This is a genomic window from Rhizobium sp. CAU 1783, from assembly GCF_054551725.1.
Genome location: NZ_JBTOLM010000002.1, coordinates 865,910 through 884,583, shown reverse-complemented (window position 1 = coordinate 884,583; position 18,674 = coordinate 865,910). Strand labels below are relative to the sequence as shown.

Sequence of the window (18,674 nt, the reverse complement as noted above, 5' to 3'; positions counted from 1 at the left end):
TCCCTTGCCGTTGCCCGTATCAGGAGAAGACCATGCCCGGCGCGGCCAGGCGTTCGGCGGGGCCGATCCAAGCCCATGCCAGCAAGCAGGGGTCGTCGGACCCCGTCGTGATGCGGTGCTCGTTTCCGGGCGGGTTGAAGACCAGGCAGCCCGGCGCATGAACGCCGAAATCGTTCTGCGACCAGTTGCCGGCGACCGAGATATAGCTCTCCTCGATGTCGCGATGGCTGTGCTGTGGATAGACGGTGTCGGGCGCAAACAGCACGAAGCCGAGGATCAGGCCGTCGGCCTTCACAGGCCCCTGCGGTCCGAGGATCTCGCAATAGGCATAGTTCGACGCCAGAGCCGCCGGGACTTCGGCATAGCCATATTCCCAGGTCAGTCCGCCACGAACCCTTGCAAGGGCTTGGCCGAGGCCCGCCATCGTGTTGCGAGCGCCTAGATCGAGCGCTCTGGCAAGATGGGCGGTGACCGGCCGCGTCTCGGGTGTGCGGGGAAGAACCTCCGGATCTTCCGCAAGCACGGCATCGAGCGCATCGACGACCCGGCGCAGATGGCCACGGATCGGCTCGCTGCCACCACAGGACGCGTTGCTATAGAGCGTGTGGAATTCCTGGACGAGATAGCGCCAGTCGGGTGCATCGGAGAGATGTTGCCGCATCACGCGCCTCAGCCGAGCGCCGGATTGATCGGCACGATCACACGGCCACGCACCTTGCCCTCGAGGAAGGACGGCGCGATGGCGATCACTTCGTCAAGCGGCAGCTCCGTGGTCATGGCCTCCAGCCTGGTGAAATCGAGTTCACGCGCCAGCCGCTGCCAGGCGACAATGCGTTCGGAGGTCGGGCACATCACGCTGTCGACACCCGCCAGCGTCACGCCGCGCAGGATGAACGGGGCTACCGTGGTGGGAAGATCCATGCCGCCGGCGAGGCCACAGGCGGCAACCGTGCCGCGGTAGCGCATGGCCGCCAGCACATTGGCGAGCACCACACCGCCGACCACGTCGATCGCGCCGGCGAACCGCTCCCTGGCCAAGGGCTTACCCGGCTGGGACAGTTCTGCCCTGTCGATGATGGTGGTGGCGCCGAGCGCCTTCAGGTAATCCGCCTCGGCGACACGGCCAGTCACGGCGCTGACGTTGTAGCCGAGGGCGGCCAGAAGGGCGACGGCGACGCTGCCGACACCGCCGGCAGCACCGGTCACCACGACCTCGCCGCTGTCCGGCATCACGCCATGACGTTCGAGCGCCATGACGCAGAGCATCGCCGTATAGCCGGCCGTTCCGATCGCCATGGCCTGGCGCAGGCTGATGCCTTCGGGCAGCGGCACCAGCCATTCTCCCCGGACGCGCGCCTTGCCGGCAAGGCCGCCCCAGTGCTTTTCCCCGACGCCCCAGCCATTGAGCACGACCCGGTCTCCGGGCTTGAACGCGGGATTGTTGCTCTCGGCCACGACGCCGGAAAAGTCGACGCCAGGCACCATGGGGAAACTGCGCACCACCGGCGAAGCCCCGGTCATGGCAAGGGCATCCTTGTAGTTCAGCGTCGACCAGGCGACGTCGACCAGGACGTCGCCTTCCGGCAGTTGCTCTTCCGTAATCGGAACGAGGCGGACGGTCTGCCCGGCCTCGGATTTGTCAATGACGATTGCATCGAACATAGTGGTCTCCCGGTTTCAGGTCAGTAGGGCAAAGAAGCCATTGGCGAATGTCGAAAGCGGATCAGCGCGGCGCTCAAGCTTGGCGCGCAGGACCGCACCCTCCCAGCCGATCCAGAAGAAGGCGGCGAGAGCAGCCGTGTCATGATGCGGCGCAATTTCGCCGGCGGCCTGCGCGGCCTCCAGGCATCCGGCGGTGCGGCCCTGCCAGTCGCCCAGCGCTTCCGTCAACTGGCTTCGATAGGCTTCCGGCAGGGCACCCATTTCCTGGCCGAGATTGCCGATCAGGCAGCCGCGTCGGAACTCATGCCGGGCCATGCCTGCCTCGGCATCGGCGACGAAGGCACGCAGGCGATCGAGGGGTGAGAGGCTCGCATCGTGAAACCAGCGATCGAGCTTGGCGGCGAAGAAGTCGTGATAGGCGGAGATCAGCTGACTGCCGAAATCGGCCTTGCCCTTGAAGTAGTGATAGAAGCTGCCCTTCGGCACGCCCGCATGTTCGAGAATCTCGTCGATCCCGACCGGCGAATAGCCCTTTTCGGTCAGGAAGATCAGGCCGGAGCGGATCAGCTTCTGCCTTGCGGCGGCATCCTCCGGATGACGCGGCGGTCGACCACGCTTCCTCGGCGTATCCGGGGTCACGGTCGCGTCAGTATGCTTTCTGGTGGCGCTCGAAGAAGTCATGGATATTTAATAGACCAATCCGTCTATTAAATAAAGCCCCCCCCTGGTACCGCCTATGCGTCCGGACCGGCCAGGCGGCTTTCGAGGTGCTCGACCTCGCGATCTGAAAAGACTTCGATGCCGGCCTGCCGCAGGAGTGCCGCCGTCACACCCTCGCCCGGATGACGCTTGCCGGAAAAACTGCCATCGTAGATGAAGGCCGACCCGCAGGAGGGGCTGCCGTCGATCAGCAGCGCGAATGCGCAGCCGTTGGCGCGCGCAAACTCAACAGCCTTCCTCCCACCCTCGACAAAGGCGGCCGTGACGTCCGCGCCGGTGTTCTCAATCACGCGGGCCCGACCGGCAAGGACGTCACCGGCGCCCATCGCTTGCTCGATCTCGGCCGGCGGGCGCGGCGTTGGCAGACCACCTGCCTGTTCGGGACAGAAAGCGACGAGGCGCCCCTCCGCTTTCCAGCGCTCTACGGCCGGATGATGAAGGGGCTTGCCCTTGCCGTCATAGCGGACCGGACGTCCGAGCAGGCAGGCGCTGATGAGGATCTTGTGAGACATGCCGACCTTTCTAAACCGGCGGATGCGCCGAGGCCAGCGGCTTGACTCGGGCACTCGCATCGAGCACATTACCAATGTACCAAGATACCAACGAGCCTATCATGCCCCCCTCCGCATCCGTTCCCGTGGAACGCATCCAGACCGGCGTCCGGCTGGAAAAGCGTCTGATCAAGGTCCTCAAGGGCCTTGCCGAGCACAAGGATATGACCCTCGGCGACCTCATCGAGGGAATTCTGCTGCACAGCTTCGAAGGCAAAAGCCCTTTTTCCGGGGAGACGCTCGACGTCATTCGCCGTCTCAGCGCCATCTACGGCCTCGACCTTACGGCCGAACACAGCCACAGGCTTACGGATCGGCGGGGAGAATAGAGCCGATGCCAATCCTGGTCCTTGAACATTCAATCTTCAAAAGGACAGGACACCATGTTCCAGAGTTTTCACCAGGATCAACGCCACACCATCCATCTTCCCGGCACACCGAAACACTGCTTCGGCTTTTTCACGCCCGAAGGAGAACGTCTCTGGGTCGACGACTGGTCGCCCGCGTATTTCCACCGGACCACCGCAGGCTCACTCGAAGGAACGGTCTTTTCGACCGGCCACGGCGGAGAGGCGACGATCTGGATCGTTGCAGACCACGACCCAGATGACCATCGGATACGCTACAGCCGGATCTCGCCCGGCGTCCGTGCCGTGCTTGTCGACGTGCATTGCCGACCGGAGGAGGACGGAACCTCGGTGGAGATCCGCTACCGATCGACGGGCTTGAGCCCGACCGGCAACGCCGTGATCGAGGCTATGTCCGGGCCGGCCTTTCCAGCGATGATCGAGGCGTGGAAGCATCGCATTCTGCCGCTTCTCTGACGTGTTCGGTTCGGCCGGCAGCTTTGTCCGGCCGAACCTGCCTTTTCAGGAGCCGCCACGCCCCCCCGGGGCGGTTTCACAGGCGAAAAAGCGGCACGCGGAGGGGCACCGCCAATTCATTCAACCGAACGGTTGACTAATTTCTCCCAGCCGCTATATTCAACCACATGGTTGATTATAACGCATCAGAACTCGACGCCGTCTTTCACGCCCTTGGCGACACCACGCGCCGGCAGATGCTGCGCGACCTTTCCGGGGGCGAACGGACCGTGAGCCAGCTTGCGGAACCCTTCGACATGTCGCTCGCCGCGGCATCCAAGCACATCAAGGTGCTCGAAGGCGCAGGGCTGGTCCGCCGCGAAATTCGCGGGCGTACGCATCTCTGCCGGCTCGCGCCGGCGCCGATCGCCGCCGCCCATGACTGGCTGCGCCAGTACGAACATTTCTGGACGAGCCGCCTCGACGTGCTCGAACAGCTGATCCGCGCGGAAGACGCCGCAAAGAACCAAGATCCGGGAGAAGGAGAAAAGCGATGAACGACATGGCAGTCCGCAATGACTACGGCACCCTTTCCGATCCGACGACACTGATGATCCGGCGCGTGCTGCCGGGGCCGATCGAGCGCATCTGGTCCTATATGACGGACAGCGAACTGCGCTCCAAATGGCTTGCATCGGGCGACATGCCGCTCGCCGCCGGGGAAGGCTTCGAGCTCACGTGGCGCAACGATCGCCTTGCCGACGGGCCGGCGACCCCACGTCCCGAAGGTTTTGGTGAGGAGCACAGCATGAAGAGCCGGATCGTCGAGGTCGAGCCACCTCGCAGGCTCGTCTTCACCTGGGGCGAGAAGGCGGAGGTGAGCTTCACCCTGATCGAAAAGGGCAGCGAGGTCGTCCTGACCGTCACCCACCGCCGTGTCTCCGATCGCGCCATGCTCCTGATGGTCTCGGCTGGCTGGCATGCCCATCTCGACGTGCTTGCCGCCGTCGTCGCCGGCACGCCTCGCCCAGACTTCTGGGCCCGCTGGACCCAGCTCAAGACAGAGTACGAAACACTGCTGCCGGCCTGACCCCAAGCGACCTCATGAAGCAGAAAAGGCCCGGTTCAGACCGGGCCTTTGTTTGTGTCAGCCAGTGATCTTGGAGAAATCCGCGACCGTTCCGGTCGCCTCGCGGATCGCCTTCAGCAGCGCCAGACGATTGGCGCGGATGGCCGCGTCGTCGTCATTGACCAGCACGTCCTCGAAGAAGGTGTCGACCGGAGCCCGCAGCTTCGACAGGGCCTGCATCGCGGAGCGGAAATCCTCACCGGCCACGGCGTCGGCGGCAGCCTTGGTCGCTTCGGTGACGGCGGCGAAGAGGTTGCGTTCGGCATCGAGCTTGAAGAGCGCGTCCGACACGCCGTCGGCCACCACTGTGCCCTTCTTCTCCTCAGCGGCGAGCAGCTGCGTCGCGCGCTTGGTGCCGGCGAGCAGGTTGATGCCGTCTTCCGAGGTGATGAAGGCCGTCAGCGCCTCGACCCGACGGGCGACCATCAGAAGATCGTCGGCCTCAGGCGTCAGCACGGCATCGATCAGGTCATGACGGGCACCCTGATCGCGCAGATAGACTTTCAGGCGGTCGTGGAAGAAGGAGAGCAGATCCGGATCCTTCGCGAAGCCCGCAAGATTGATGCGGATCCCCTTCTCCAAGATCATCCGCACCACACCCAGCGCCGCGCGGCGAAGCGCATAGGGGTCCTTGGAACCGGTCGGCTTTTCGTCGATCGCCCAGAAGCCGGTGAGCGTGTCCAGCTTGTCGGCGAGCGCGACCGTCAGGCCGACCTTGTCTTCCGGCAGGCGGTCGGAGGGACCGTTCGGCTTCCAGTGATCCTCGATCGCCGCGGCGACCGAGGCGTCTTCGCCCTGGAGAGCCGCATAGCGGCGGCCCATCAGGCCCTGGAGTTCCGGGAACTCGCCGACGGCTTCGGTGCGAAGGTCGGCCTTGGCCAGAACCACTGCGCGGTCGACAAGCTTTTCGTCGGCGCCGACGACCGGGGCCAGTTCCTTGGCCAGCGCGCGGATGCGGGCGACGCGCTCGCCTTGCGTGCCGAGCTTGGCATGGAAGGTGACGTTGAGCGCATCGAGCTTGGCCATGCGCTGGTCGAGCGGCTTCTTGAGGTCCAGGCCGAACTTTTCGGCCGAGGCCTTAAGCGTCTCGAGGTCAGGCAAATCGCCCTGGTCACGGGTCCAGAAATGCTTGGCGTCGGACAGGCGCGCGCGCACGACCTTTCCGTTGCCGTGGATGATTTCCTTTCCGCCATCCTTCGCCTCGATGTTGGATATGAGAACGAAGTGGTTCGACAGGCCTTCGGTCGCGCCATGCGGGCGCGTCACGAAGCACTTCTGGTTGGTCTTGATGGTCAGCCGGATGATCTCGGCCGGGATCGACAGGTAGTCCTGTTCGAAGGTGCCGAGCAGCACGTGCGGATATTCGACGAGACCGGAGACCTCTTCCAGCAATCCCTCGTCCTCGACCAGGTCGAGGCCGTTGGCGAAAGCGAGATTGGCGGCATCCTGGGCGATGATCTGCTTGCGGCGCTCGGCATCGAGGATGACCTTGGCCTTTTCCAGGCTCGCGACATAGTCGTCGAAGCGACGGACGGTGATGGCGGCGGGTGCATGGAAGCGGTGGCCATAGGTCACGTTGCCGGCGACGATGCCGTCGATCTCGAAGGGAATGACGACGGTTTCGTCATGGTCGGTACCGAAGGTGCAGACGATCGACTGCAGTGGGCGGACCCAGCGCAGCACTTCCGGGCCACGCCCTTCGGTGCCGGCATAGGTCATGCCCTTCGGCATGGATGCGGCACCCGAGCGCATCGGCTTCGGCCAGGGGAAGGTGCGGATGATGCCCGGCATCACGTCGGCGACGATCTCTTCCGCCGCACGGCCCGGCTTGTCGAGATAGGCAATGTAGAAATCGCCCTTCTTCGGATCGGTCTTGATCACCGCCTGGTCGATCGAGGTGAGCCCCGCACCGCGCAGGAAGCCGTCGATGGCACCCTGCGGCGCGCTGACGCTCGGCCCCTTCTTCTCTTCGCGGATGTCCGCCGAGCGGGCCGACAGCCCGCGAATGTCGAGCGTGAGCCGGCGCGGAGTCCAGTATTCGCGCGCGCCCTCGTAGGTCAGACCCGCATCGACCAGCGCATCGGTGACGAGCTTCTTCAGGTCACCGGCAGCCTTGCGCTGCATGCGGGCCGGGATTTCCTCGGAGCGGAGTTCGAGCAGAAGATCAGGCATGTTCTCTTTCCTCACCCTCCTGCGGCGGGAGGGGTGGACCGTGGTCCGGGGTGGGGTAACAAAAAGCTAGCTCCTGCTAGCAAAATTTGCCCCGTTCGCACAATCGCGAATTTGGCATGGAGTATTGGGCGGAAAACGAAGACAAGCATAAAGACCACCCCCACCCGCCGCTTTGCGGCGACCTCTCCCTCAAGGGGGAGGTGAGTTTCATGCAGTAGCGACCGTTCCTACCAGCCGCCGCCACCGCCGCCGCCACCGCCGCCGCCGGAAAAGCCGCCACCGGAGGAAAAGCCCGAGGACGAGCTTTTCGGAGGCTCGGGAAGGGTGGACGCGATGGTCGAGGCCATCGAGGTGGAGAAGCCGCCGATCCGGCCACCGAAGTCACCCGTATGGGTGCCGTGATACCAGGCGGGCTGATAGCTTGCAGCAGCGGCGCCGGCGGCCGCCGAGGCGAGCCAGATCTCGAAGGTCTCCGTCCAGGGCTTCTCGACGCCGAGTGCCACCGCATAAGGCAGCAGGGTCTCGAAATGCTGCGGCGACATCTTCGGTGCGCCCTGCATGTTCATCCGGTCCTTCTCAGCCAGCGTCATGTAGATGCGCAAACCTTCGATGCCGTCCATCAGCTTGCGACCGAGCGGGGTCGGTGCCCCCATCAGGAAGAAGAACAGGACATTGATGAAGACGATGCCGCCGGCGGCCACCAGCACGGGCAACTGGTGGATCTCGGAGAAATCGATGAAGATCGCCAGCAGCGTGAAGAGTGCCATGGCAGCCGCCACGAAGCCGACGATCGCCATGCCGACGATCGAAATGATGCGGACGGCGAGCGGCGAACCGCGGCGCAGGCCGCGCCCGATCCTGACGGCAAAACTGCCGAGGAAGATGGCAATCATCACGGGGGCGAAAAGCAGATTGATCGTATCGTCGGAAAAGGTGCCGAACATCAGCAGCGCGCCAAGCGAGAGCACACTCAGCACCACGCCGCCGACGATGTAGCCGGTGTTGGCGAGGTAGTACTTGCCGCGATGCTCCTTCTCGATCGCATCACGAAAGCGCCGTCCCACGGACTGGACGCGTTTGCCGTTCGCCTTGTCGATCTTCAGTTCATCGCCTGGATCGCCGATAGAACTCAGCAGGTTCGCCTCACCGGTCTGGAGCTTTTCCTTGACAGCCTTGTCGGTACGCCTGACGACGATCGACGTCTCCAGGTCTTCGAGCACCACATAGCCCTTGACCGCAAGCTCCAGCATCGTCGCCGACAACGCTGTCCATCCGGCACCGGAAAAGCCCTTGTTGTCGACATAGTTGACGAGCGCCGGTGAAATGCCGTCGGGGGCATCCCAGCGCGGCACGATGACGCCGCCGTCCGGATCGCGGCCGACGGTGACCCAGGAGCGCAGGTAATAGAGGAAGACGAGCACAAGACCGCCAATACCGATCAGCATGCCGAGATTGTCGCGCAGCCACCATTTTGTCGCCTGCTCGCTCGACGGCGCTGCCACCGCGCCCTTGGGCAGGCCGACGACGATGGTCAGGCCGTTGCCGATGCCGAGCGCCTTGGTCGTCTCGAACCACAGGCCGGTTCCTGTGCGCTTCACCGTTGCATCGGTCGCGGTCGAGCCGAGATAGCCGGTATAAAAGGCGGTCCTGGTCGCCTCGACACCCGGCGGCAACTTGACCGATGCCGACGCCTTGAGGATGGGGAACTGCCAGAAATTACCCGTCACGTTCCAGTAGAGCTCGTCGTGATCGTCGAAATAGCGGATCTGCCGCCCGGTGGTGTAGGTGATCGTGTAGGTGTAGTCGCCCGGCTCCAGGAAGACATCGGCGGAGCCCGCATAGATGCGGATGCCGCCCGAAATGCTCTCGGTATGATAGGCCTCCGGCTCGCCGTCGCGCTCGACCGAGACGAGATCGAAATCCACCTCGGTGCGGCGACCATCGGCATCGGTGGCATAGAGCGGGAAGTCGCGAAAGATGCCGCGGCGGATCTCGTTGCCTTCGGCATGGACCGTGATGGTTTCCGTCACCGCGAGGCCGGCATCGGCTGCAACCGAGATGTCCGCGTGATAGTCGCGGATCACCTCGGCCGCCCAGGTCTGGCCCGCCATTGCCAGAAGGCCGAGGAAAGCCGCAAACAGGCCGGACATCTTCTTCATGGTGACTATTCCTGGCTGAACTTCACGCCGAGCGAGGCCAGGGCATCCCAGTAACCGGGATAGGTCTTGGCGACGCAGCCGGGGTCGAGGATGGTGATGTCGCGGATCTTCAGCCCGGCAAGCGCGAAGCTCATGGCGATGCGATGATCGGCGAAGGTATCGATCGCGGCCGGAAGGCTCTGGCCGACCAGGGCCGGATCGGAGTGCACCACCAGATCGTCGCCCTCCTCCACCGCAAGGCCTGCACGGATGTTGTTGAGGCCGGTCGACAAAGCGCGGATGCGGTCGCATTCCTTGACGCGCAGGTTGGCGATGCCGACGAAGCGCACCGGCGTCTCGTTGAAGGCGGCCAGAACCGCGATCGTCGGGATGGCGTCCTGCATCTGCGACCCGTCGATGACCGCCGGCATATGCGGAAAGGCGGCGATGACCTCATGGGCCTTGGCATCCGGCTGGGTGAAGGCGGCGGACGGCGTGCCGATGTCGATCGAACCGCCGGTGATGACCTCTGCACCCCAGAGATAGGTTGCGGCGGAGGCATCGGGTTCGATGTGGAAATCGGTTGCGACATAACCGGTCGGCTCGATCCGCCATGAGGCGGGCGTCGGCTGCGAAACCTTCGCCCCGAAGGCCCGCATGGCGGAGAGCGTCAGGTCGATATAACCGCGCGCGCCGATGTCGGCGCCGGCAAGCTCGATCTCGAACGGCGCCGAGCCGCAGGCGGCGGCCATCTGTAGCGCCGAGACATACTGGCTGGACAGGCCGCCATCGATCACCACCCGGTTGCGGGTGAACTTGCCGGTCGCATCGATGGTCACCGGCGGGCAGCCGGTCGGCGCCTCGATCGAAACCCCGAGCGACTGCAACGCATCCACCAGCGGCCGGATCGGCCGCTTGCGCATGTGCTCGTCGCCATCGACGACATAGCGGCCGTGACCGAGCGCAAGCGCCGCCGTCAGGAACCGCGTCGCCGTTCCGGCATTGCCAAGGAACAGCGGTTCCGCCGGCGGGTTCAGCTTGCCGGTACCTGTGACGACGAAGGTGGTGGCATCGGGTTCCTCGACCGCAACACCCATGGCACGCAGCGCGTCCGCCATGTAGCGGGTGTCGTCGCTCTTCAGCGCCCCGGTCAGGCGGCTCGTGCCCCTGGCGAGGCCGGCGAGCAGAAGCGCACGGTTGGTGATCGACTTGGAGCCGGGCGGGCTGACGCGCCCGGAAAGCGGACGGCCCGGAGGAAGGATGGTCAGTCTGTCGGTTTTCATGCTGGGTCTCGAAGCGGGCGAAACAAGTCCGCGTTTAGAATTTGACGGTCGGAACGGCGCGGTCGGCGTCGTTGGCGATCTCGAAGTAACCGGCCTTGGAGAAGCCGAACTGACCGGCGACCAGGTTGGAGGGGAAGCTGTCGACCTTGACGTTCAGGTCGCGGGCGGCACCGTTGTAATAGCGCCGGGACATCTGAATTTCACCCTCGATCGTTTCCAGCGACTTCTGCAGTTCGAGGAAATTCTGGTTGGCCTTGAGATCGGGATAGGCCTCGGCGAGTGCGACGACCCTTCCGAGCGCCTGACCGAGCAGACCTTCGGCAGCGGCGCGACCGGCCACATCGCCCGACGGCACGGCCTGCGCCCTGTTGCGCAGCTCGACGACCTCTTCCAGCGTCGACTTCTCGTGGGTCGCATAACCCTTGACCGTCTCGATCAGGTTCGGGACGAGATCGGCGCGACGCTTCAGCTGCACGTCGATGCCGGACCAGGCCTCTTCGGTCATCTGGCGGGACTTGACCAGACCGTTGTAGACGAAGACGCCATACAAGGCGACGGCGGCGAGAATGGCAAGCGTAGTGAACATGCGGATCGGGCTCCCGGTTATCTTGGAAGCACGTTAGCCGGTCGGCGGGCAGAAGTCATCCGGCGGCGACATGACGGAAAGGACAACGTCGACAAGGACCGCACATTCCGCCCAGCCCCCTCAGGCGGCCTTGCCGAAGTTGACGCCGCCGGCGTCGGTCAGCAGGAAGGCCTCCCCGCAAGCCTTGGCGAGCGTGCGCACCCGCAGGATGTAGCTCTGGCGCTCGGTCACCGAAATCACGCCGCGGGCATCGAGCAGGTTGAAGACATGGGACGCCTTAATGCACTGGTCATAGGCGGGGAAGACGCATTTGTGCAGGCGCTGATTGTCGTTCTCGCCCGGTGCACCGGCGGCGAGCAGGGCCTGGCATTCCTTCTCCGCATCGATGAAGTGGCGGTGCAGCATCTCTGTATTGGCGAATTCGAAATTGTGGCGCGAATATTCCTGCTCGGCCTGCAGGAAGACCTCGCCATAGGAAATCTTCTCGTCGCCCTCGCGGCCGTTGAAGTTGAGGTCGTAGACGTTGTCGACGCCCTGGACATACATGGCGAGGCGTTCGAGGCCGTAGGTCAGCTCGCCGGATACGGGCGCACATTCGATGCCGCAGACCTGCTGGAAATAGGTGAACTGCGAGACTTCCATGCCGTCGCACCAGCATTCCCAGCCAAGACCCCAGGCGCCCAGCGTCGGGCTTTCCCAGTCGTCCTCGACGAAGCGGATGTCATGCAGCAGCGGGTCGAGGCCGATCGCCGCCAGCGAGCCGAGGTAAAGCTCCTGCAGGTTCGACGGGTTCGGCTTCAGGATGACCTGATACTGGTAGTAGTGCTGAAGGCGGTTCGGGTTTTCGCCGTAGCGGCCGTCGGAGGGACGGCGCGACGGCTGGACATAGGCCGCCTTCCAGGGCTTGGGGCCGAGCGCGCGCAGCGTGGTTGCCGGATGGAAGGTACCGGCACCGACTTCCATGTCGTAGGGCTGGAGAACGGCACAGCCCTTGTCGGCCCAATAGTTGTGCAGCGTCAGGATCAGGGCCTGGAACGAGCGCTTGGGGTCCATATGCGGGGCGAGGCTGGTCTCGGTCATGGGAATGGCGTCCGGAACTTGTCTTCGAGGATGCTGCGTCTGGTGCCACGACGGGGGCGGACGGTCAAGTCATGCGTGACCGATGCGGACCGGCGGCGAGATTAAGAAAGCCGAACCGTGCTGATCATCGCGGTCAGTGATGCCGGAGCCAACTGGTCCAGCCGCGTGGCAGGACGGGTTTAGCCGCTGAGATCACCTTACTCCTCCTCGCGGCGCAGGCGGTATTCGCCGGTCTCCTCGTCCTTGACGAGCGTGCCGGTCGCGCCGGTCTGGCGTTCCTTTTCGGCTGCCTTCGATCGTGCCTGAAGTTTCTCGGCATCGGACACGAAGCGGCGGTAGAGGAAATAGGCTCCCCCGATGAGAACGACGAAAAAGATGATCCGCGACATGTCCCCCCTCGCGCGTTTTCAGAGCCCGTAGCGGCCCCACAATGCCTTTTCCTCCAGCGTCTCGGCAAGACCTGAGACGGCGGATGCGGCGATCTGGTCGAGGCCTGCGCTGCCGATGCCGACGCCCGGCATGCGGCGGCCGAAGAAGTCCTTGCCGCCGCTGACGAGTTCCAGCTTCGCATCGCGACCGTAGCGCTTCTTGATCTCTTCGCGCATGCCACCGAGGTTGTCGACCAGACCGAGTTCGAGGCCGCGGCGACCCGTCCAGAAGAGGCCGGAGAACAGGTCGGGGTCATCGGCGAGGCGGCTAGCGCGGCGCGATTTCACCATGTCGATGAAGACCTGGTGGATCTCCAGCTGGAGCTCCTTCAGATATTCGATATCGCTTTCCTTTTCAGGCTTGAACGGATCGAGAATGACCTTGTTCTCGCCGGCGGTGTAGACGCGGCGCTCGACGCCGATCTTCTTCAACAGTTCGGGAAACCCGAAGCCGCCGGACACGACCCCGATCGAACCGACGATCGAGGTCGCATCGGCATAGATCTCGTCGCCGGCAAGGGCGATCATGTAGCCACCGGAAGCGGCGACGTCCTCGACGAAGACGAGCACGCGCTTGTTCTTTTCCTCGGCAAGAGCCCGGATCCGGTCGAAGATCATCCGTGACTGGACGGGCGAACCACCGGGCGAGTTGATCGAAAGGGCAACGGCCGGGCTGTCCTTCTTCGAAAAGGCCTTTTCCAGCGCCGGGGCAATGCTAGCGAGGTTCAATTGCTGCTTGAAACGGCCGCCGCCGCTCATGATCGCGCCATGCAGGCGAACCACCGGGATGACCAGGCCGTCATTGCGGAACCGCTTGGGCATCAGACGCTTCAACACACCGGCCATCGTTCGCTTACCTCGCATTGTCGTTCATGTCGCACCGTGATGTAAGATGCGGGACCACAAACGCAATGGCGGACGGCAAAAATCATCGTCCCTTGCGGGGATAGGTGGCGCGGCCGTTGTTGAGGTCGTCGACGAAGGGCGAGAACCGATGGCTCTCCGGATCGTCGTGCATGAGAAGCGACGCACGCAGGTTGAGCCGCGCCTTCGAGCCCTTGATCGCCGTCACCAGGATGCGCACGGCATTCTCGCCGGCGCGCGGATAAACGGGCGTGACTTCCAGCCCGCCGAAGCGCCTGCCACAGGCGTCGATGATCTCGGCGATCGACTGCGGGCGGGCGATCAGCGACAGCTGTCCGCCGGGGATCATGATGGCGCCGGCGGTGCGGATCCAGCTCTCGAACAGGCCGTCGGTCATCGCATGGGCCTCGGCCTTCAGGGCGTCCGGCGTACGGCGGTCACCCGCGTCGTTGAAGGGCGGGTTCATGATGACATGATCGAAAGCATCGTCGGGAAGGCCCGCCGCAACACGGGCGCGACCGGTCAAGGTGACATCGGCCTCGACCAGCACGACACGCTCCGAAATGCCGGCATTTTGCGGAAGCTTCAGGCTTCTCTCCGCAAAGACCAGCATTTCCGGCGAACGTTCGACGAGGGTCACCCGCGCCGTGTCCAGGCGGGCGGCGACCGCAAGTCCGGCAGCACCGGCCCCGGCGCCGAGATCGGCAACCTTCACAGGCCCTGCCGCATCGACCAGCGCGGCGAGCAGCATGGCGTCCATGCCGGCACGATGGCCCCTGCCCTTCGGCTGAACCAGATGGAAACGTCCCCGGTGAAAGGCATCGACGGTCTCGCTGACCGTTTCGGAAGCGGGCACGATCAGTCCCTCGGATCGCGCAATTCGTCGCCGAGACCGGCATCGATCAGGATCGTCCGGGCCTCGTCCGCCCGGTCCTCTTCGACGAGCAGCCGGCGCGGCAGCATGCCGAGAGAGCCCTCCAGAATGCTCATCGCCTGATCGGCGATCATGCAGGAGATTCCGGCATCCTTCATCAGGCTCTCGGCGAAGGAGAGGAGAACGGCGTCATTGCTGCGGATGATCTCGTACATATCCTGCAAAAAACCTCGGCCAAAGCCTTGCGACGGACAATTGGCGCTTGCCCATCATGCTGCCACTTTTTATTGTCGCCCCCAGAATGCAATAGGAGTCCGGTGCGTTGGGCGTAGTCATACCGCTTGAGGAAAGCAAAAACAAACAGGCATCCATCAAGCCGCTTGTGGACCTGACGAAAGCCGGTATGGAGCGGGTAAACCAGCTCATCCTGTCGAAGGCCGGCTCCGACGTGCAGATGATCCCCGAAGTGGCGAACCATCTGATCTCTTCCGGCGGCAAGCGCCTGCGCCCGATGCTGACGCTCGCATCGGCGGCGATGTTCAACTACCAGGGCGATGGTGACGTCAAGCTTTCGACCAGCGTCGAGTTCATGCACACGGCGACGCTGCTGCATGACGACGTCGTCGACGAAAGCGACCTCAGGCGCGGCAAGTCCACGGCGCGGATGATCTGGGGCAACCAGGCGAGCGTACTCGTCGGCGACTTCCTGCTCGGTCAGGCCTTCCGCATGATGGTCGAGGTCGGCTCGCTCGAGGCGCTCGACGTGCTGTCGGCAGCGGCATCGATCATCGCCGAAGGCGAGGTCCTGCAGCTGTCCGTCGCCAAGAACATGGAAACCACCGAAGACGACTATCTGTCCGTGATCCGGGCCAAGACGGCGGCGCTGTTTGCGGCTGCGGCCGAAGTCGGCCCGATCATCGCAGGCGCCGACAAGGCCGGCCGTAATGCGCTCAAGTCCTACGGCATGAATCTCGGCCTCGCCTTCCAGCTGGTCGACGATGCACTCGACTATGGCGGCAAGGCAGCCGACCTCGGCAAGAATGTCGGCGACGACTTCCGCGAAGGCAAGATCACGCTTCCGGTCATCCTCGCCTACCGGCGCGGCACCAAGGAAGAGCGCGAGTTCTGGCGCGAGGCGATCGAGAAGGGTGAAAACGACGACGCCCGCCTCGAAAAGGCGCTCGGCCTGATCACCAAATACGGCGCACTGAACGATACGATCGCCCGCGCGCTGCATTACGGCACGATCGCCCGCGATGCGCTGGCGCCGCTGCCGGAAACGGAATGGAAGTCGGCGCTGATGGATGTGATCGACTTCTGCATCGCCCGCGTCAACTGACCGGCCGCGGGGTGATCGCCTTGCCGGGTTGCTTCAAAAAAGCCATTCTGTGCAGGAATCATCCCGCATCCTGGGGTATCAACGGCCCGTCGCGGCACGTCATCAGTTCTTGAAAGGCTTCTTCATGCGGCAACGTTTTGCCATCCGTCTGCTTGCCGGTACGGGTCTCGCGCTTCTGGTCGGCGTACTCTCCACCGGGCCGCTTTCCGCGCAAACGGCGACCGAGGCGAAGCCCGCGGCAGAGGAGAAGTTCGATCCGGCAAGCGTGGACACGTTTTCCGGCGCATTACTGGCCGCCCGCACCGCCGATGCCGACCGCGACTATGCGAACGCCATTGCGCTCTACAAGAAGGCGCTGGGCTTTTCGCCGAACGAGCTGGATATCCAGGAACGGCTGATGATCGCCCTGTTCATGAACGGCGACTTCGAAGAAGGCGTGGCGCTTGCCGAAGAGCTGAAGAGCGACCAGGCCGTGGAGCGCGTGACGTCGGTCGCCCGCGCTCTCGAGGCGATTCGCAAGGGCGAATATCCGGCGGCTGAAAAAGCGCTGACCTATGAGGGGCCGAACGATCTCGACCGGCTGATGAACCAGCTGCTGATCGCCTGGGCAAAACTCGGAGCCGGCCAGGGCAAGGAAGCGCTGGCGCTCGTCGAAGGCCTCAAGGGCCCGGCGTGGTACGGCATCTTCCAGAACTACAATGCCGGCGCGATCGCCGCGCTGATCGGCGACGCCGACGCCGCACGGCGCCATTTCAACGAAGCGGTCACCGATCGTTCAGGCGGCGCAACCGCACCCGACACCTTCACTCGAGCCGTTATGTCGCTCGCCACGCTGGAGGCCCAGCAGGGCAACAAGCAGAAGGCGCTCGACGCGATCTCCGCCGGCGACGAGATGATCAACAATTTTGCGCCGTTCAAGGCGCTCAGGGACCGCATCAATGCCGGCGACAAGATCGAGTCGCTGGCGAAGAATGCCTCGGAAGGAGCAGCCGGCGTGCTGTTCTCGATCGGCGGCGCGCTGAACCGCGACGGCGCCGAAGACACCGTCATGCTCTACCTGCAGTTCGCCCATGCGCTGGACAAGAACAGCGCCGACACGCTGGTACTGCTCGGCAGCATCGCGGAGAATGCCCAGCAGCCGGAACGGGCGATCAACTTCTACAAGCAGGTGCCGGCGTCCTCGCCGATGCGCCGGATCTCCGAGCTGCAGCTCGGCCTCACCCTCGCCCAGACCGGCAAGGTGGACGAGGCGCGGACCCACCTGAAGTCGCTGATCGAATCCGATCCCAACGACATCCGCAGCTACCTCGCCTATGGCAGCGTGCTGTCCGACGCCAAGGACTATGCGGCGATGGCCGCCAATTACGACAAGGCGATCGAGATCATCGGCCCGCAACCGGCCAAGGCGCACTGGTCGATCTTCTTCCAGCGCGGCATTGCCTATGAACGCCTGAAGAAGTGGGACGAGGCAGAGCCGAGTTTCCGCAAGGCGCTGGAGCTCAATCCGGATCAGCCGCAGGTACTGAACTATCTCGGCTATTCCTGGGTCGACATGAACCGCAACCTGGACGAAGGCCTCGACATGATCCGCAAGGCGGTCGAGCTCCGGCCGGATGACGGTTACATCGTCGATTCCCTCGGCTGGGCCTATTTCCGGCTCGGCCGGTTCAACGACGCGGTGACCGAGCTGGAACGTGCGATCGAGCTCAAGGCCGGCGACGCGACCATCAACGACCACCTGGGCGACGCCTACTGGCGCGTCGGCCGCAAGCTGGAAGCGACCTACCAGTGGAAGCGGGCGCTGATTTCCAAGCCCGAGCTGCCGGAAATTCCGAAGATCGAGGCGAAGATCCGCGACGGGCTGCCGGAAGCGACACCGGAAGTCGCCGCGAAGGGCACCGAAGGCACACAGACGGGTGCCATGGCGGACGCGCAGAAGAGCCAGGCGGCGCAGGCCGCGACCGACAGCTACACCGTCAAGCCCGGCGATTCGCTCTGGGGGATTGCCACCGAATCGTTCGGCGACGGGCACCGCTTCCTCGACCTGATCAACGCCAATCCGGACCTCAAGCGCAATCCGAACCGGATCTATCCCGGCCAGACGATCAAGATGCCGAAGGCCGGCAATTGAGGCCATGAAAGGCATTGCGACACGCGAGGCAGCGCCGGCCAAGATCAATCTGGCGCTGCACGTGACCGGTCAGCGCGCCGACGGCTATCACCTTCTCGACAGCATCGTGGCTTTTGCCGGCGAAGGCGACCTCCTGCGCTTTTCGCCTGCGGACGAAGACGCCTTCCGGCTTTCCGGCCGGTTTGGTCTGCATCTTTCCGCGGAGGCGACGGGGCAGGATGGCAATCTCGTGCTCAAGGCGCGCGACCTGCTTCGGGCAACACTTGCAGCGCATGGCCAGCCCGCGCCCCCCGTCGCGATCGAACTCGAAAAGAACCTGCCGGTCGCATCCGGGATCGGTGGCGGCTCGGCGGACGCGGCGGCGACCCTGCGCGGGCTCATGCGGTTCTGGGGCGCGACGCTGCCCGCCGACAGGCTTGGGCCGATTGCCCTCAAGCTCGGGGCCGATGTGCCGATGTGCCTCGAAGGCCGCCCCTTGCGCGCCCGCGGGATCGGCGAGCAAATCGACGCGCTTCGGTCGATGCCGCGCTTCCATCTGGTCCTGGGCAATCCCCTTGAAGGCGTATCGACGCCGGACATTTTCCGACGCCTTACGACCAAGGGCAATGCACCGATCGGGGAGCCGCCGGCCTCGGGCTCGACCGAAGACTGGATCGCCTTTCTCGCCGCGCAGCGAAACGACCTCGAGGGCCCCGCCCGCGCGCTGCTGCCGGAGATCGGCACGCTTGCCGAAATGCTGCGGTCGACCGGGCCACGCCTGGTCAGGATGTCCGGATCGGGCGCAACCTGTTTCGGTGTCTATGAAAACCGGGAAGCGACGGCGTCCGCGCAGGCCGAACTCTGCCGGATGCAGCCCGACTGGTATTTTGCCGCGACGGAAACGAACGGAACGCATTGACCGCGACCGCGAAGGT

General features: G+C 64.2%; 19 protein-coding genes and 1 pseudogene. 7 read left to right on the top strand and 13 right to left on the bottom strand.

Going from position 1 to position 18,674, the window contains the following annotated elements:
• Positions 1–19 precede the first annotated feature (19 nt).
• Genes ACX93L_RS11025 through ACX93L_RS11010 form a run of 4 tightly spaced genes read right to left on the bottom strand, consistent with a single transcriptional unit; the run spans position 20 to position 2,894 of the window.
• Positions 20–661 (bottom strand): dimethylsulfonioproprionate lyase family protein, encoded by a 642-nt coding sequence (locus tag ACX93L_RS11025; protein ID WP_459404874.1) that lies wholly within the window; start codon positions 659–661, stop codon positions 20–22.
• 8 nt (positions 662–669) lie between these two features.
• Positions 670–1,662 (bottom strand): acrylyl-CoA reductase (NADPH), encoded by a 993-nt coding sequence (gene acuI, locus ACX93L_RS11020; RefSeq protein ID WP_459404873.1) that lies wholly within the window; start codon positions 1,660–1,662, stop codon positions 670–672.
• Between the two features lie 15 nt (positions 1,663–1,677).
• On the bottom strand, positions 1,678–2,343 hold the full coding sequence (gene acuR / locus ACX93L_RS11015) for an acrylate utilization transcriptional regulator AcuR (RefSeq protein WP_459404872.1): 666 nt from the start codon (positions 2,341–2,343) through the stop codon (positions 1,678–1,680).
• 53 nt (positions 2,344–2,396) lie between these two features.
• The gene (locus ACX93L_RS11010; protein WP_459404871.1) at positions 2,397–2,894 is read right to left on the bottom strand and encodes a 2-thiouracil desulfurase family protein; all 498 of its coding nucleotides are present in this window, start codon (positions 2,892–2,894) and stop codon (positions 2,397–2,399) included.
• 101 nt (positions 2,895–2,995) lie between these two features.
• Between ACX93L_RS11010 and ACX93L_RS11005 the strand changes: the two genes are divergently transcribed.
• From ACX93L_RS11005 to ACX93L_RS10990, 4 genes are all read left to right on the top strand, one after another.
• On the top strand, positions 2,996–3,262 hold the full coding sequence (locus ACX93L_RS11005) for a hypothetical protein (RefSeq protein WP_459404870.1): 267 nt from the start codon (positions 2,996–2,998) through the stop codon (positions 3,260–3,262).
• A 54-nt stretch (positions 3,263–3,316) separates the two neighbouring features.
• A complete protein-coding gene (locus ACX93L_RS11000) occupies positions 3,317–3,757 on the top strand; it encodes an SRPBCC family protein (RefSeq protein ID WP_459404869.1) in 441 nt (146 codons plus the stop codon).
• 167 nt (positions 3,758–3,924) lie between these two features.
• Positions 3,925–4,293, top strand: coding sequence for an ArsR/SmtB family transcription factor (locus ACX93L_RS10995; protein ID WP_459404868.1), 369 nt, complete (start codon positions 3,925–3,927; stop codon positions 4,291–4,293).
• Entirely contained in the window at positions 4,290–4,826 is a 537-nt protein-coding gene (locus ACX93L_RS10990; RefSeq protein ID WP_459404867.1) for an SRPBCC family protein, read from the top strand. The genes ACX93L_RS10995 and ACX93L_RS10990 overlap by 4 nt, the downstream gene beginning before the upstream one ends.
• Positions 4,827–4,883: 57 nt before the next feature.
• Here ACX93L_RS10990 and glyS read toward each other — a convergent pair whose 3' ends face one another.
• The 9 genes from glyS to ACX93L_RS10945 form a co-directional block, all read right to left on the bottom strand.
• Positions 4,884–7,037, bottom strand: coding sequence for a glycine--tRNA ligase subunit beta (gene glyS / locus ACX93L_RS10985; RefSeq protein ID WP_459404866.1), 2,154 nt, complete (start codon positions 7,035–7,037; stop codon positions 4,884–4,886).
• A 227-nt stretch (positions 7,038–7,264) separates the two neighbouring features.
• Positions 7,265–9,196 (bottom strand): DUF2207 domain-containing protein, encoded by a 1,932-nt coding sequence (locus ACX93L_RS10980; RefSeq protein ID WP_459404865.1) that lies wholly within the window; start codon positions 9,194–9,196, stop codon positions 7,265–7,267.
• Positions 9,197–9,201: 5 nt separating this feature from the next.
• Complete coding sequence (aroA, locus tag ACX93L_RS10975; RefSeq protein ID WP_459404864.1) at positions 9,202–10,458, bottom strand: 3-phosphoshikimate 1-carboxyvinyltransferase; 1,257 nt, start codon at positions 10,456–10,458, stop codon at positions 9,202–9,204.
• 34 nt (positions 10,459–10,492) lie between these two features.
• Positions 10,493–11,044: a LemA family protein gene (locus tag ACX93L_RS10970; RefSeq protein ID WP_459404863.1), complete on the bottom strand. Its 552-nt coding sequence runs from the start codon at positions 11,042–11,044 to the stop codon at positions 10,493–10,495.
• 120 nt (positions 11,045–11,164) lie between these two features.
• Positions 11,165–12,124 carry a glycine--tRNA ligase subunit alpha gene (locus tag ACX93L_RS10965; protein WP_169590207.1) on the bottom strand — a complete coding sequence of 320 codons (960 nt, stop codon included), beginning with the start codon at positions 12,122–12,124 and terminating at the stop codon, positions 11,165–11,167.
• A 197-nt stretch (positions 12,125–12,321) separates the two neighbouring features.
• Positions 12,322–12,513: a hypothetical protein gene (locus ACX93L_RS10960; protein ID WP_169590215.1), complete on the bottom strand. Its 192-nt coding sequence runs from the start codon at positions 12,511–12,513 to the stop codon at positions 12,322–12,324.
• Between the two features lie 18 nt (positions 12,514–12,531).
• Positions 12,532–13,398: a S49 family peptidase gene (locus tag ACX93L_RS10955; protein WP_459404862.1), complete on the bottom strand. Its 867-nt coding sequence runs from the start codon at positions 13,396–13,398 to the stop codon at positions 12,532–12,534.
• Between the two features lie 82 nt (positions 13,399–13,480).
• Positions 13,481–14,272, bottom strand: coding sequence for a tRNA1(Val) (adenine(37)-N6)-methyltransferase (locus ACX93L_RS10950; RefSeq protein ID WP_459404861.1), 792 nt, complete (start codon positions 14,270–14,272; stop codon positions 13,481–13,483).
• A 2-nt stretch (positions 14,273–14,274) separates the two neighbouring features.
• On the bottom strand, positions 14,275–14,505 hold the full coding sequence (locus tag ACX93L_RS10945) for a putative signal transducing protein (RefSeq protein WP_169590219.1): 231 nt from the start codon (positions 14,503–14,505) through the stop codon (positions 14,275–14,277).
• Between the two features lie 107 nt (positions 14,506–14,612).
• On the opposite strand from ACX93L_RS10945, the gene ACX93L_RS10940 reads away from it, so the two are divergent.
• The 3 genes and pseudogenes from ACX93L_RS10940 (at position 14,613) to ACX93L_RS10930 (ending at position 18,658) form a co-directional block, all read left to right on the top strand.
• Positions 14,613–15,629 (top strand): polyprenyl synthetase family protein, encoded by a 1,017-nt coding sequence (locus tag ACX93L_RS10940; RefSeq protein WP_169590221.1) that lies wholly within the window; start codon positions 14,613–14,615, stop codon positions 15,627–15,629.
• Between the two features lie 124 nt (positions 15,630–15,753).
• Positions 15,754–17,520, top strand: a pseudogene (locus tag ACX93L_RS10935) (tetratricopeptide repeat protein); the annotation flags it as partial.
• 244 nt (positions 17,521–17,764) lie between these two features.
• On the top strand, positions 17,765–18,658 hold the full coding sequence (locus tag ACX93L_RS10930) for a 4-(cytidine 5'-diphospho)-2-C-methyl-D-erythritol kinase (RefSeq protein ID WP_459404860.1): 894 nt from the start codon (positions 17,765–17,767) through the stop codon (positions 18,656–18,658).
• The last annotated feature ends 16 nt before the right edge of the window (positions 18,659–18,674 follow it).

Coding starts and splice junctions, on each gene's coding strand:
- ACX93L_RS10965 (WP_169590207.1), bottom strand. CDS start 12,124: ATGACCGAGACCAGCCTCGCCCCGCATATGGACCCCAAGCGCTCGTTC.
- ACX93L_RS10980 (WP_459404865.1), bottom strand. CDS start 9,196: ATGAAGAAGATGTCCGGCCTGTTTGCGGCTTTCCTCGGCCTTCTGGCA.
- ACX93L_RS10955 (WP_459404862.1), bottom strand. CDS start 13,398: ATGGCCGGTGTGTTGAAGCGTCTGATGCCCAAGCGGTTCCGCAATGAC.
- ACX93L_RS11010 (WP_459404871.1), bottom strand. CDS start 2,894: ATGTCTCACAAGATCCTCATCAGCGCCTGCCTGCTCGGACGTCCGGTC.
- acuR (WP_459404872.1), bottom strand. CDS start 2,343: ATGACTTCTTCGAGCGCCACCAGAAAGCATACTGACGCGACCGTGACC.
- ACX93L_RS11025 (WP_459404874.1), bottom strand. CDS start 661: ATGCGGCAACATCTCTCCGATGCACCCGACTGGCGCTATCTCGTCCAG.
- ACX93L_RS10990 (WP_459404867.1), top strand. CDS start 4,290: ATGAACGACATGGCAGTCCGCAATGACTACGGCACCCTTTCCGATCCG.
- ACX93L_RS10960 (WP_169590215.1), bottom strand. CDS start 12,513: ATGTCGCGGATCATCTTTTTCGTCGTTCTCATCGGGGGAGCCTATTTC.
- ACX93L_RS11000 (WP_459404869.1), top strand. CDS start 3,317: ATGTTCCAGAGTTTTCACCAGGATCAACGCCACACCATCCATCTTCCC.
- ACX93L_RS10995 (WP_459404868.1), top strand. CDS start 3,925: ATGGTTGATTATAACGCATCAGAACTCGACGCCGTCTTTCACGCCCTT.
- acuI (WP_459404873.1), bottom strand. CDS start 1,662: ATGTTCGATGCAATCGTCATTGACAAATCCGAGGCCGGGCAGACCGTC.
- ACX93L_RS10970 (WP_459404863.1), bottom strand. CDS start 11,044: ATGTTCACTACGCTTGCCATTCTCGCCGCCGTCGCCTTGTATGGCGTC.
- ACX93L_RS10930 (WP_459404860.1), top strand. CDS start 17,765: ATGAAAGGCATTGCGACACGCGAGGCAGCGCCGGCCAAGATCAATCTG.
- ACX93L_RS10945 (WP_169590219.1), bottom strand. CDS start 14,505: ATGTACGAGATCATCCGCAGCAATGACGCCGTTCTCCTCTCCTTCGCC.
- aroA (WP_459404864.1), bottom strand. CDS start 10,458: ATGAAAACCGACAGACTGACCATCCTTCCTCCGGGCCGTCCGCTTTCC.
- glyS (WP_459404866.1), bottom strand. CDS start 7,037: ATGCCTGATCTTCTGCTCGAACTCCGCTCCGAGGAAATCCCGGCCCGC.
- ACX93L_RS11005 (WP_459404870.1), top strand. CDS start 2,996: ATGCCCCCCTCCGCATCCGTTCCCGTGGAACGCATCCAGACCGGCGTC.